The sequence below is a fragment of the Pseudomonas abieticivorans genome (assembly GCF_023509015.1).
In the GTDB taxonomy this organism is placed as follows: Bacteria; Pseudomonadota; Gammaproteobacteria; order Pseudomonadales; family Pseudomonadaceae; genus Aquipseudomonas; species Aquipseudomonas abieticivorans.
Genome location: NZ_CP094975.1, coordinates 2,721,140 through 2,733,814 on the forward strand (window position 1 = coordinate 2,721,140; position 12,675 = coordinate 2,733,814).

Sequence of the window (12,675 nt, forward strand, 5' to 3'; positions counted from 1 at the left end):
CCTGCGGCGCGCTGGGCACTGTTCCGGAAGAACAGTTCGGACATAAAAACAAAAAACCTCAAAGAGGCTTCACTATGCGTAAACCAGAACTCGCAGCCGCCATCGCTGAAAAAGCGGACCTGACCAAAGAACAAGCCAACCGCGTGCTCAACGCCGTACTGGAAGAAATCACCAACGCGTTGCACAAGAAAGACAGCGTTACCTTGGTCGGCTTCGGCACTTTCCTGCAACGCCACCGCGGCGCGCGCACTGGCAAAAACCCGCAAACCGGCGAGCCGGTTAAAATCAAGGCAAGCAACACTGTTGCGTTCAAGCCTGGGAAATTCCTGAAAGACAGCGTAAACCCGTAAACGGCGTTTTCGCCCTCCTGTAGGAGCGGATTTTTCCGCGAAAAGCACGATGCGGTCTTTCAGTTATATCGTGTTGTGATTTTCGCGGATAAATCCGCTCCTGCTAGATCGCGCCTATCGCTATCTGCCTCATCCTCCCGCTACACTTTCGCCTCTTTTCCCCCCTCGAGGCGCCTACATGAAGTTCCGCTTTCTCCTCTGGGCCATGGGCCTGCTGATGGCCAAGGCCAGCCGCATCAACCCGGCGTTCCAGCAGCAACTCAAGGACCGGGACCTGGTGTTCCAACTGCAAACCCTGGACGGCAAGGTCGCGCGGCACTTCATCGTCAAAGACATGCGCATCACCAGTAAAGGCGGCAGCGTGGCTGAGCCTGCGTTTGCCATCGCGTTCAAGGATGCAGCGTTTGGCTACCAGACGATGCAGGCCAAGAACAAGCAACTGGCGTTTATGCAGGGGATTCAGGACAAGACCATCCAAATCAAGGGCAACCCGGCGCTGGTGATCTGGTTTCAGGGGCTGACCAAGTATTTGAAGCCTAAGAAGAAAGGGTGACTGTCTAACTACCTCTGCAAAATTCGGCTAATACTCTGCACCTAACGGATATCGCCGCACCTTGAGCCTCCCTAACCTCGTTATTGCCTGAACAATAACAACGGAGGCCCCGGCCATGTCCCTGGGAATCGAGTACCTGAATGCCTTGCTAGAGGAAGATCGGGAGAAGGGCGTTTACCGCTGCAAGCGGGAAATGTTCACCGATCCGCGGCTGTTCGACCTTGAGATGAAGCACATCTTCGAAGGGAACTGGCTGTACCTCGCCCACGAAAGCCAAATCCCCAACGTCAACGACTACTACACCACGCAAATGGGCCGCCAACCCATTTTCATCGCCCGCAACAAGGCCGGCGAGCTGAATGCCTTCCTTAACGCCTGCAGCCACCGTGGCGCGATGTTGTGCCGGCACAAGACCGGCAATCGGGCGTCTTACACGTGCCCGTTTCACGGCTGGACGTTCAACAACTCCGGCAAGCTGCTCAAGGTCAAAGACCCGGCCGAGGCCGGCTATCCGGCCAGTTTCAACTGTGAAGGCTCGCACGACCTGACCAAGGTGGCGCGGTTCGAGTCTTATCGCGGCTTTCTGTTTGGCTCGCTCAACCCCGACGTGCCGTCGTTGGTAGAACACTTGGGTGAGTCGGCGAAGATCATCGACATGATCGTCGACCAGTCCCCCGAGGGCCTGGAAGTGCTGCGCGGTTCCAGCAGTTACATCTACGAGGGTAACTGGAAGCTGACCGCCGAGAACGGCGCCGACGGCTACCACGTGAGTTCTGTGCACTGGAACTACGCCGCCACCCAGCAGCAGCGCAAACAGCGCGCCGCCGGTGAAGGCACCAAGACCATGAGCGCTGGTGGCTGGGCCAAGCAGGGCGGTGGTTTCTATTCGTTCGACAAGGGCCACATGTTGCTGTGGACGCGCTGGTCCAACCCCGAGGACCGCCCGTTGTACGAGCGCCGCGACGAGTTGGCGCAGAACTTCGGCTCGGCCCGCGCCGACTGGATGATCGAGAATTCGCGCAACCTGTGCCTGTACCCCAACGTGTACCTGATGGACCAGTTCAGTTCGCAGATCCGCATCGCCCGGCCCATCGACGTGAACCGCACCGAAATCACCATTTACTGCATCGCGCCCAAGGGCGAGAGCGATGCGGCGCGCAGCCAGCGGATCCGCCAGTACGAAGACTTCTTTAACGTCAGCGGCATGGCCACGCCCGATGACCTGGAAGAGTTCCGCTCTTGCCAGGTGGGTTACCAGGGCAGCACCACGGCGTGGAACGACATGTCCCGCGGTGCCGAGCATTGGGTGGAAGGCGCCGACGCGGCCGCGCAAGAAATCGACCTGCATCCGCTGTTGAGCGGCGTACGCACCGAAGACGAAGGGCTGTTTGTGCTGCAGCACAAGTATTGGCAGGAAACCATGCTCAAGGCGCTGCAAAAATCCCTGGCCCAGCGTATCGACGTGGAGGTGGTGCTATGACGATCACCTACGAACAAGCCCGGGATTTTCTGTACCGCGAAGCGCGCTACCTGGACGACAAGGACTGGGACAACTGGCTGGAGCTGTACGCCCCCGAAGCGACTTTCTGGATGCCCAGTTGGGACGACAGCGACACCCTGACCGAAGACCCGCAGCGCGAGATTTCGCTGATCTGGTACGGCGGCCGCGATGGCTTGGAAGATCGGGTGTTCCGCATCAAGACCGAGCGCTCCAGCGCCAGCATCCCCGACACCCGCACCTCGCATAACCTGAGCAATATCGAGCTTTTGGAACAAACCGATGGGCAGTGCACCCTGCGTTTCAACTGGCACACCCTCAGCTTTCGCTACAAGACGGTGGACAGCTATTTCGGCACCAGCTTCTACACCCTGGACACCCGGGGCGAACAACCGCTGATCACTGCCAAGAAGGTGGTCCTGAAGAACGATTACGTTCGCCAGGTCATCGACATCTACCACCTCTGAGGGCCGCCATCATGACCTACAAGATCGCGCTCAACTTCGAAGACGGCGTTACCCGCTTCATCGACAGTAGCGCCGCCGAAACCGTGGCAGACGCCGCTTACCGGCAAGGCATCAACATCCCGCTGGACTGCCGCGATGGCGCCTGCGGTACTTGCAAGTGTTTTGCCGAGGCGGGCCAGTACGACCTGGGCCAGGAGTACATCGAAGACGCCCTGACCGAGGACGAAGCCAGTGAAGGCTACGTGCTTACTTGCCAGATGCGCGCGCAAAGCGACTGCGTGATCCGGGTGCCAGCCTCGTCCGATGTCTGCCGCACTCAGCGGGCCAGTTTTAGCGGTGAAATCACCGCGGTACAGCAGCTGTCCGACAGCACCATCGCGTTGAAGATCAAGGGCGACTCCCTGAGCAAGCTGGCTTTTCTGCCGGGCCAGTATGTGAACTTGCAGGTGCCGGGTAGCGAGCAAACCCGGGCGTATTCATTCAGTTCGTTGCAACGCGATGGCGAAGTCAGCTTTTTGATCCGCAACGTGCCTGGCGGGCTGATGAGCAGTTTTCTCACGGGGCTGGCCAAAGCCGGCGACAGTATGAACCTGGCCGGCCCTTTGGGCAGCTTCTACCTGCGGGAGATCCGCCGGCCGCTGCTGTTGCTGGCAGGCGGCACGGGGCTGGCACCGTTCACGGCGATGCTCGAGCGGATTGCCGAGCAGGGCAGTGAACACCCGCTGCATTTGATCTACGGGGTGACCAATGACTTCGACCTGGTGGAGCTTGACCGGCTTGAGGCACTGGCTGCGAGCATCCCCAACTTCACCTTCAGCGCTTGCGTGGCCAACCCGGACAGCGCCTACCCGCGCAAAGGCTACGTGACCCAGCATATCGAGCCTGCGCACCTGAACCAGGGTGACGTGGACGTGTACCTGTGCGGGCCGCCGCCGATGGTTGAGGCGGTCAGCCAGTACATCCGCGAGCAAGGCATCACACCGGCGAATTTCTATTTCGAAAAATTCGCCGCCAGCGCCGCCTGACCGCGCTTGTGGGAGGCAAGCCTGGCTCCCACAAAATCCCGTTCAACCTTAAATCGGGTTAACCATCATGCAACGATTCCAATCCAAAACCGCCCTGGTTACCGGCGCCGCCCAGGGCATTGGTCGCCGTGTGGCCGAGCGCCTGGCCGAAGAAGGCGCGCAGCTCATTTTGGTCGATCGCTCGGAACTGGTCTTCGAGCTGCAAAGCCTACCGGGCAACCCCTTGATCCTCACCGCCGACCTTGAACAATACGCCGAGTGCGAGCGCGTGGTGCAGGCCGGTGTCGAGCGTTTCAAGCGCCTGGACATTCTGATTAACAACGTTGGTGGCACCATCTGGGCCAAGCCCTACGAGCATTACGAGCCCGCGCAAATCGAAGCCGAAGTCCGCCGCTCGCTATTCCCCACGCTGTGGTGCTGCCACGCCGCGTTACCGCACATGCTGGCGCAAGGGCAGGGCGCCATCGTCAATGTCTCGTCGATTGCCACCCGCAGTATCAACCGCGTGCCTTATGGCGCGGCAAAGGGTGGGGTGAATGCCTTGACCGCATGCCTGGCTTTTGAAAATGCCGGGCGTGGCATCCGGGTCAATGCCACGGCCCCGGGTGGTACCGAGGCGCCGCCACGGCGTATCCCGCGTAACGCAGCGCTGCAAAGCAGCGAGGAGAAAGTCTGGTACCAGCAAATCGTCGATCAGACCCTGGATACCAGCCTGATGCATCGCTACGGCAGCATCGAGGAGCAAGTGGGCGCGATCCTGTTCCTGGCGTCTGATGAGGCCTCGTATATCACCGGCGTAACACTGCCCGTGGGGGGCGGTGACCTCGGCTGACAAGACCGGTTTGTCCTGAAAACCACTGTTCGCGAATGATAGCGATATGCCGCCAAGGCGCAACCGGGTTGCGCCTGGTCACTTTTGCGTTGGTTTTAAAAATTAAAAGGTTCTACTTAGTTGCCCCTTTTTAGGGGCAAGCAAAATCTCTCAAAAAGAGCAACTAGGTTGCGCCTTGAGTCTGGAGGTAAAGCAACTTTGTGCTTAAATTCCTGTAATTAAGCATTATAATTCATAAAAATCGTTGAATGTGCGCTTATCGTGCAAATTTTAACGCTCGTTGACTCACTCCTCAAAAAGCATCCCAGGCCAGGCCCGTCTATAAACAACGGAGCCCAATCGGCCATTGCGTGGTCAATAAACGTGCACATGGCCCATTACAACTATTGACGCCCGGCACTGCTTGGTCGAACATAGATAGTTAGCAAACTATGAATATAAGGTGCTACTGTCCGGATGAATCTCGACAAGCTCCACCAGAACATCAGCAGCGGAATGGTCACGGCGGCCCGCCATTGGCGGCGCATCTGCCAGACAACGCTGGCCAACTACGGCATTTCCGAAGCGTGCGCGGTGCCTTTGCTGATCATCGTGCGCCTGGGCGACGGTGTGCGTCAGGTCACTGTGGCCCAGGCCGCAGGTCTGGAAAGCCCGTCTCTGGTGCGCCTGCTCGACCAGCTGTGCAATTCGGGCTTTGTGTGCCGCACCGAAGACCCCACCGACCGCCGCGCCAAGGCCCTGAGCCTGACCGAAAAAGGCCGGGAGCTTGCCGAAGCCATCGAAGGCGAGCTGGTGCGCCTGCGCCGCGAGGTGCTCACCGACATCGCCCCAGCCGACCTTGAGGCGGCACTGCGCGTGGTGCGGGCGTTTGAGGAAGCGGGGCAGGGCACGGCGGGCTTGCCATCTTGAAAGGCTTTTTCAGTGATATCCCGCCGGCGCGGGATTGGTTTTACGGGTTGCGTACCTTTATTGCGTCCATGCTGGCGCTGTATGTGGCGATGAAACTGGAAATGCCACGGCCTTACTGGGCCATGGCCACGGTGTACATCGTTTCCAGCCCCTTCGTCGGCCCTACCGTTTCCAAGGCGGTTTACCGTGCGGTGGGCACTTTCGTCGGTGCCGCCGCGGCGGTGCTGTTCGTGCCGCTGTTCGTGCAGACGCCCATGCTGCTGGCGGTGGTGGTCGCGGTATGGACCGGCACCTTACTGTTCCTTTCTTTGCACCTGCGCACCGCCAACAGTTATGCGCTGATGCTGGCCGGCTACACCCTGCCGCTGATTGCGCTGCCGGTGGTGGACAACCCGCTCAACGTGTTCGAGATCGCCTCGGCGCGTACCCAAGAGATTTTCCTCGGCATCATCAGTGCGGCCCTGATCGGCTCGATATTCTGGCCCCGGCGCCTGGCCCCCGTGCTGGCCGACGCCACCGGCAAGTGGTTTGGCGAAGCGGGCACCTACTGCGAGCGCTTCCTGTCGCGCACCGTCACCCCCGAAGAAATCGGCACCCTGCGCGCGTCCATGGTGGTGACGTTCAACTCGTTGGAAATGATGATCGGGCAGATCCCCCACGAGGGCGCGCACGTGCAGACGGTGCGCAACGCCAAGGAGTTGCGCGGGCGCATGATCCACTTGCTGCCCACCATCGACGCACTGGACGATGCCTTGATTGCCCTGGAACGGCGCACCCCGGACCTGGAGGCGCAGATCAAGCCCTTGCTGGCAGACGCCATCGCCTGGCTCAAGCTGGGCCATGAGGCGCCGCTGGCCACCTGGACCCAATTGCACAACCGCCTGGAGGCCCTGCAACCCAGCGCCGAAGCCCTGGATGATCGCCGCCAGTTGCTGCTGTCCAACGCGCTGTACCGCCTGGGTGAGTGGATCGACCTGTGGCAGGATATGCGCAGCCTGCAACTGGCGATCCTGACCGAAGACCAGTCGCAGTGGCGGGCGGTGTACCGGCATTGGCGCCTGGGCCGGCTGTCACCGTTCTATGACCGCGGCATGATGCTGTACTCGGCGTTTTCCACCATCAGCGCGATTGTCGTGGCTTCGCTGATCTGGATTCTCACCGGCTGGTCCGATGGCGGTGGCGGGGTGATCCTGGCAGCCGTGGCCTGTAGCTTTTTCGCCGCCATGGACGACCCGGCCCCGCAGATCTACCGGTTCTTTTTCTGGACCCTGATCGCGGTGATCTTCGCCAGCCTTTATCTGTTTCTGATCCTGCCCAACCTGCATGACTTTCCGATGCTGGTGCTGGCGTTCGCGGTGCCCTTCATCATTGTCGGCACCCTGACCCTGCAGCCGCGCTTCAACCTTGGGATGATGCTGACGCTGGTCAACGCCTCCACCTTTATCAGCTTGCAAACGGCCTACGATGCCGACTTCCTGGCGTTCCTGAACTCCAACATCGCCGGCCCCGCAGGCTTGCTGTTTGCCTTTGTCTGGACGCTGATCATGCGCCCATTCGGCGTGCAACTGGCGGCCAAGCGCCTGACTCGGTTCAGCTGGCACGACATCGTGCGCCTCAGCGAACCGGCCACCCTGGCCGAACATCGCGGCATGGGCGTGCTGATGCTCGACCGCCTGATGCAGCACCTGCCTCGCTTGGCGCAAACCGGCCAGGACACCGGTGCCGCCCTGCGCGACTTGCGCGTGGCGCTGAACATGCTCGACCTGCTGGCCTACGCACCGCGCCTGCCGGCAGGCCCGCGGACCTTGCTGCGCCAGGTGGTGGATGAAGTAGGCGCTTATTTCAAGGCGTGCCTGAAGGCGCGTGAACGCCTGGGCGCACCCATGGGCCTGTTGATGAGCATGGACCGGGCCCGCCGCGCCTTGAACGTAGAAACCATGAATGACGCACGGGACGCTCGCCCCCACGTGCTGCACGCCCTGAGCGGCCTGCGCCTGGCGCTGTTGCCGGGCGTGGAAGTGGTGATCGAGCCGGCCGAAGCCGAAGAACTACCGCCCCAAGGCCTGGACGGAGCGCCCCTATGATTGGTGAACTGGATGTCAGTGGGATCTTCCTGCCGACCCTATTGGTGATGATGGGTATCACCTACGTGCTGTTTTTGTTGGTGCATGCGGTGCTTAACCGTGTGCATTTCTATCGCCTGGTCTGGCACCGGGCTCTTTTCAACGTTGCGCTCTACGCCGTGTTGCTCGGCGCAGTCGACATCATCTGCCGAAACCTGATGCCATGAAAAAACCTTTGCTGACTTTAGGCCGTATCGTTTTGACCTTGCTGGTGGTGGTGCTGGCCAGCTTCGTGGTGTGGCGCATGGTGATGTACTACATGTTCGCGCCCTGGACCCGTGACGGTCATATCCGCGCCGACGTGGTGCAGATCGCCCCCGACGTATCCGGCTTGATCCAGAACGTTTCGGTGCACGACAACGATGTGGTCACCCGTGGCCAGGTGTTGTTCACCATCGACCAGGACCGCTTCCAACTGGCGCTGCGCCAGGCCCAGGCCACCGTGGCCGACCGCAAGGAAACCGTGGCCCAGGCCCAGCGTGAAGCCAAGCGTAACAAGGGCCTGGGCAACCTGGTGGCCAAGGAGCAACTGGAGGAAAGCGACTCCAAGCTGACCCGAGCGCAATCGGCCTTGGTCGAAGCGCAGGTGGCGGTGGACGCGGCCCAATTGAACCTGGACCGCTCGGTAATTCGCAGCCCCGTGGACGGCTACCTCAACGACCGCGCACCGCGTGAGCATGAGTTTGTCAGCGCTGGCCGGCCGGTGTTGGCCGTGGTCGACGGTGCCTCGTTTCACATCGACGGCTATTTCGAAGAAACAAAACTGCCGCTGATTCACGTCGGGCAAAAAGTCGATATTCGCGTGATGGGCGACAACGCCCGCCTCACCGGCCACGTGCAAAGCATCGTCGCTGGCATTGAAGACCGCGACCGCAGCAGTGGCAGCAACCTGTTGCCCAACGTCAACCCGGCCTTCAGCTGGGTACGCCTGGCGCAACGGATTCCGGTGCGCATCGCCTTCGACGAAGTGCCGGCGGACTTTCGCATGATCGCCGGGCGTACCGCCACGGTCTCGATCATCGACGACGCCCCCCCGCAGGAGACCGCGCGATGAAACCCGCTGCGCGCCTGTCGGTATTGACCCTGGGCCTGATGCTGTCGGCCTGCCAGATGGTCGGCCCCGATTACCATTCGCCCAAGGATGGCGCCATCAACCGTCCGGATTTCCAGGGCAACCTTGCCGAGCAGAACAGCAACGTGGTGTCGGCGCCGGTGCCGCAAGACTGGTGGCGGCTATACCAGGACCCGCGCCTGGACCAACTGGTACGCCAAGCAATCGCCTCCAGCACCGACCTGCGCGTGGCGGCCGCCAACCTGAGCCGCGCCCGCGCGCAAATCGAAGAAGCCCAGGCCGAAGGCGGTTTCACCACCAAGGCAGAGGCCGGCGCACAGCGTTTGCAGGAGTCCGGTGAAGCCTACCTGCTGGCCGACAAGGTGCCGGTGGCCACGGTGGGCAACGTGTCGCTGAGCACCTCTTACCAGTTCGATTTTTGGGGCACGCTCAAGCGTGGCGTGGAAGCGTCCCAGGCCAACGCCGACGCAGCCCAGGCGGCGGCCGATACGGCGCGCATAACCCTGGTGGCCGAGGTAGTGCGCTCCTACACCCAAATCTGCGCGGCCAACGAAGAGCGCAACATTGCGCAGAAGTCGCTAGACCTGCAGATGGAAGGCGTGAAGTTGACCCAACGTCTGCGCGACGCCGGCCGCGGCGACGAAACCCAGGTCACGCGTACGCAAACCCAGTTCAAGTCGTTGCGCGCCGACATGCCGCGCTTCGAGGCCGAACGCCAGGCCGGGCTGTACACGCTGTCGATGCTGCTGGCCAAGCCGGTCGAGCAACTGCCGGCCGGTACCGGCGAGTGTGCCGAGCTGCCGCACATGGCCCAGCTGTTGCCAGTGGGCGATGGTGCCGAACTGCTCAAGCGCCGCCCGGACATCCGCCAGGCCGAGCGCAAGCTGGCCGCCGCCACTGCCGAAATCGGCGTGGCCACCGGTCAGCTGTACCCGAACATCAGCTTTGGTGCGACGGTTGGGTCCGTGGGCTTTCTCAAGCACCTGGGCGACCAATCGGCCAACCGCTGGGGCTTTGGCCCGCTAATCAGTTGGACCATCCCCACCAATGGCTCGCGCGCGCGGATTCGTGAGGCGGATGCTGCAACCCAGGCCGCACTGGCGCATTTTGATGGTGTGGTGTTGAGCGCGGTACGTGAAACCCAGACGGGCCTGGCGCAATACACCGCCTTGCTGGACCGGCGCGATGCCCTGGCCGATGCCGACGAATCGGCGAAACAGGCGGCCGACCAGACCCACCGCTTCTACCAGGCGGGCCGTGCGTCGTTCCTCGCGGACTTGCAGGCGACCAAGACCTATACCGATGTGCAAGCGCAGTTGTCGGCGGCCAACACCCAGGTGGCGATGCAGCAGATCAAGCTGTTCCAGGCGTTGGGTGGTGGTTGGGAGAGTGGTCGCTGAAACCTTTGGGGGCGGATTTATCCGCTCCTATTTGCGCGACAAATCCGCCATCCCCTTCAGCAATTCGATGGGCAGCGGGAACACGATGGTCGACGACTTGTCGCCGGCAATCGAACTGAGCGTCTGCATGTAGCGCAACTGCATCGCGCCCGGCTGGCGCCCGAGCATCTCGGCGGCTTGCATCAGTTTTTCCGAAGCCTGCAATTCACCTTCGGCATGGATCACCTTAGCCCGCCGTTCGCGCTCGGCCTCGGCCTGCTTGGCAATCGCCCTTACCATCGACTCGTTCAGGTCGACATGCTTGATCTCGACATTGGCGACCTTGATGCCCCACACGTCGGTTTGCGCATCCAGCACCTGCTGGATGTCCATGTTCAGCCGTTCGCGTTCGGCCAGCAGCTCGTCCAGCTCATGCTTGCCGAGTACCGCGCGCAGGGTGGTCTGCGCCAGTTGGCTGGTGGCCATCAGGAAGTTCTCGACCTGGATAATCGCTTTTTGTGGGTCTAGCACGCGGAAGTACAGCACCGCATTGACCTTGACCGAGACGTTGTCGCGGGTGATCACGTCTTGCGGCGGGATATCCAGCACCACGGTGCGCAGGTCCACCCGCACCATCTGCTGCACCACCGGGATCAGAATGATCAGGCCGGGGCCTTTTACCTGCCAGAAGCGCCCCAGTTGGAACACGACCCCGCGTTCGTATTCGCGCAAGATGCGGAACGTCGACATCGCGACGGCCACCACCAGTACCAGCAGTACCGGGAAACCCAGTTGCACGAACATCATTTGTCTCCTTGGCGAGGTGTCGCTTCGAGCGCCCCGACTTCCAATTGAACCCCGCGGCGCGCCAGTACCTTGACCGGTTGCCCGGTGTGCAAAGGGGCGGCGCTCAGCACTTGCCATTGCTCGCCTTGCAAGTGCACCCAGCCGGCGCAGGGGTTACCCTCGCGCAGTGCCGATACCGTGGCCACGGCACCCATCAAGGCGCTGTCGAAACCCACCGGTTTACGCTTGCGGGCCTTGAAGGCCATGTTTACCACCAACACCAGCAAAGCCACCCCCAGTATCGCGATCGCCACTATCAACGGCGCCGACACCAGGATCCCTGGCCCCTGCACGTCTACCATGACCACCAGGCCCCACCAACAGCGCGAGCAACCCGCAGGCACCCACCACGCCGAAGCTGGGCAACAGCGCCTCCAGGGCGATCAGCACCAGGCCGAACACGATCATCCCGAACGCGGCCTGGTGAACACTTAGTACCATGATGCTGTCCACATGATCTCCGTACTGCACTTGAGCTAGACGTGCAGGGCTATCCTTACAGTTTAGTTGACCCCCAGGAGCACACCATGCAATTGCAAGCCAACACCCTGCCTGCGCTGTTCGAACAGCTCGGCCTGGATTCGGACATGACCAGCATCGAGAAATTCGTCACCACCCATTCGCCGCTGAAAAAGGATGAGTACCTGCACCAGGCCGAATTCTGGTCTGAAGGCCAGCGGGCCTTTTTGAAGGAGGGCATCAAGCAGGATTCCGATTGGGCCGTGGCCATCGACGAACTGAACCTGATGCTGCACAAGGTGCGTTAAACGCGCCGCTTATCTGCTGCTCTGAACCATTTGCCACACCCGGACATTTTATTTCAAAGCATTGCTATGCTCTGATCTATCGGGTTCTAGTGGTCTGTTCATGACTGCGCGGCAACACACACGCGGAGCTTTCAGTCATCGCTGACCATGGGTCAATGGGATGATAATAATTATGAAAGACTCCTATGCTCCTGGGTTCTGGTGCGCCACATCGGCACTGGGTTTGCTGGTTGGCACCTACCTGTACGAAGTCATTCAAGCGCACCAGATCGAGAAGGCCCTGGTCTTCCTCAACAGCGCGCTGGCCATGATCGGGGTACTGGCATTCGCAGTGCTGGCCTGGTCTAAATACGAAACTGCCCAAGTCAAGAAACGACAGGAAAACCAAGGCCACACCCTGGTGCGCATCTGGGACACCAAGGTGGCCCTGCGCAAAGTCGAAACCGTGTTCGACCGCTACTTCTGGGGCACTTACTGGCAACCGGGCCGCACCTTCCAGGAGGTGATGGGCGAACTGACCGGCACCCCGTTGGAAAAATCCCTCGAAGCCCTCAAGCGCCACTGCCAGATGCTCGACGAAGAACTGCACAGCAACGACCCGCGCTGGCTGGTCAACGCGCGCGAACTGTCCAGCGTGGCCACGGCGATGGCGCGCCAGCGTTACCTGTTGGACTTTTGCGACCCCGGCACGGCCAACCGCAAGGGCGGGGCGGTGATCGATCGGGAATTGGAGACGCTGGTGTATACGTGGTCGGCGCGGCTACGGGCGTTTGATCATCAGTTAGATGAGTTGGAGAGTGAGTACAGCTGAGCGCCGGTGGGGGCTGCTTCGCGGATCAATCCGCTCCTACAGT

At 61.1% G+C, this 12,675-nt stretch carries 16 protein-coding genes; 14 read left to right on the forward strand and 2 right to left on the reverse strand.

Going from position 1 to position 12,675, the window contains the following annotated elements; all coding sequences use genetic code 11:
• Window positions 1-74 precede the first annotated feature (74 nt).
• The 11 genes from L9B60_RS12245 (at window position 75) to L9B60_RS12295 (ending at window position 10,229) form a co-directional block, all read left to right on the forward strand.
• Window positions 75-350: an HU family DNA-binding protein gene (locus tag L9B60_RS12245; RefSeq protein WP_008366879.1), complete on the forward strand. Its 276-nt coding sequence runs from the start codon at window positions 75-77 to the stop codon at window positions 348-350.
• Window positions 351-528: 178 nt separating this feature from the next.
• Entirely contained in the window at window positions 529-903 is a 375-nt protein-coding gene (locus L9B60_RS12250; protein WP_249678966.1) for a helicase, read from the forward strand.
• A gap of 115 nt (window positions 904-1,018) precedes the next feature.
• Window positions 1,019-2,383, forward strand: coding sequence for a benzoate 1,2-dioxygenase large subunit (benA, locus tag L9B60_RS12255; protein WP_249678968.1), 1,365 nt, complete (start codon window positions 1,019-1,021; stop codon window positions 2,381-2,383).
• The gene (benB, locus tag L9B60_RS12260) at window positions 2,380-2,868 is read left to right on the forward strand and encodes a benzoate 1,2-dioxygenase small subunit (RefSeq protein ID WP_249678970.1); all 489 of its coding nucleotides are present in this window, start codon (window positions 2,380-2,382) and stop codon (window positions 2,866-2,868) included. The genes benA and benB overlap by 4 nt, the downstream gene beginning before the upstream one ends.
• A gap of 11 nt (window positions 2,869-2,879) precedes the next feature.
• A complete protein-coding gene (gene benC, locus L9B60_RS12265) occupies window positions 2,880-3,893 on the forward strand; it encodes a benzoate 1,2-dioxygenase electron transfer component BenC (RefSeq protein ID WP_249678972.1) in 1,014 nt (337 codons plus the stop codon).
• A 67-nt stretch (window positions 3,894-3,960) separates the two neighbouring features.
• On the forward strand, window positions 3,961-4,725 hold the full coding sequence (locus L9B60_RS12270; protein ID WP_438866103.1) for a 1,6-dihydroxycyclohexa-2,4-diene-1-carboxylate dehydrogenase: 765 nt from the start codon (window positions 3,961-3,963) through the stop codon (window positions 4,723-4,725).
• A 456-nt stretch (window positions 4,726-5,181) separates the two neighbouring features.
• Window positions 5,182-5,634, forward strand: a complete 453-nt coding sequence (locus L9B60_RS12275) for a MarR family winged helix-turn-helix transcriptional regulator (RefSeq protein WP_249678974.1) — start codon at window positions 5,182-5,184, stop codon at window positions 5,632-5,634.
• Complete coding sequence (locus L9B60_RS12280) at window positions 5,631-7,718, forward strand: FUSC family protein (protein ID WP_249678976.1); 2,088 nt, start codon at window positions 5,631-5,633, stop codon at window positions 7,716-7,718. Before L9B60_RS12275 ends, L9B60_RS12280 begins: the two co-directional genes overlap by 4 nt.
• Complete coding sequence (locus L9B60_RS12285; RefSeq protein ID WP_249678979.1) at window positions 7,715-7,924, forward strand: DUF1656 domain-containing protein; 210 nt, start codon at window positions 7,715-7,717, stop codon at window positions 7,922-7,924. The genes L9B60_RS12280 and L9B60_RS12285 overlap by 4 nt, the downstream gene beginning before the upstream one ends.
• Window positions 7,921-8,811, forward strand: coding sequence for an efflux RND transporter periplasmic adaptor subunit (locus L9B60_RS12290; protein WP_249678981.1), 891 nt, complete (start codon window positions 7,921-7,923; stop codon window positions 8,809-8,811). Before L9B60_RS12285 ends, L9B60_RS12290 begins: the two co-directional genes overlap by 4 nt.
• On the forward strand, window positions 8,808-10,229 hold the full coding sequence (locus L9B60_RS12295; protein WP_249678982.1) for an efflux transporter outer membrane subunit: 1,422 nt from the start codon (window positions 8,808-8,810) through the stop codon (window positions 10,227-10,229). Before L9B60_RS12290 ends, L9B60_RS12295 begins: the two co-directional genes overlap by 4 nt.
• Before the next feature lie 27 nt (window positions 10,230-10,256).
• Here the strand turns inward: L9B60_RS12295 and L9B60_RS12300 are convergent, their stop codons facing one another.
• Both L9B60_RS12300 and L9B60_RS12305 read right to left on the reverse strand, forming a co-directional pair.
• Window positions 10,257-11,012 carry a slipin family protein gene (locus L9B60_RS12300; protein WP_438866138.1) on the reverse strand — a complete coding sequence of 252 codons (756 nt, stop codon included), beginning with the start codon at window positions 11,010-11,012 and terminating at the stop codon, window positions 10,257-10,259.
• The gene (locus L9B60_RS12305; protein WP_249679725.1) at window positions 11,012-11,356 is read right to left on the reverse strand and encodes an NfeD family protein; all 345 of its coding nucleotides are present in this window, start codon (window positions 11,354-11,356) and stop codon (window positions 11,012-11,014) included. Before L9B60_RS12305 ends, L9B60_RS12300 begins: the two co-directional genes overlap by 1 nt.
• On the opposite strand from L9B60_RS12305, the gene L9B60_RS30475 reads away from it, so the two are divergent.
• The 3 genes from L9B60_RS30475 (at window position 11,355) to L9B60_RS12315 (ending at window position 12,632) form a co-directional block, all read left to right on the forward strand.
• Entirely contained in the window at window positions 11,355-11,489 is a 135-nt protein-coding gene (locus L9B60_RS30475; protein ID WP_283780610.1) for a hypothetical protein, read from the forward strand. The two genes, L9B60_RS12305 and L9B60_RS30475, sit on opposite strands and share 2 nt — an antisense overlap.
• A 92-nt stretch (window positions 11,490-11,581) precedes the next feature.
• Window positions 11,582-11,821, forward strand: a complete 240-nt coding sequence (locus L9B60_RS12310) for a DUF2789 family protein (RefSeq protein WP_249678986.1) — start codon at window positions 11,582-11,584, stop codon at window positions 11,819-11,821.
• A 172-nt stretch (window positions 11,822-11,993) separates the two neighbouring features.
• Window positions 11,994-12,632, forward strand: a complete 639-nt coding sequence (locus L9B60_RS12315) for an NADH:ubiquinone oxidoreductase subunit N (protein ID WP_249678987.1) — start codon at window positions 11,994-11,996, stop codon at window positions 12,630-12,632.
• Window positions 12,633-12,675 lie beyond the last annotated feature (43 nt).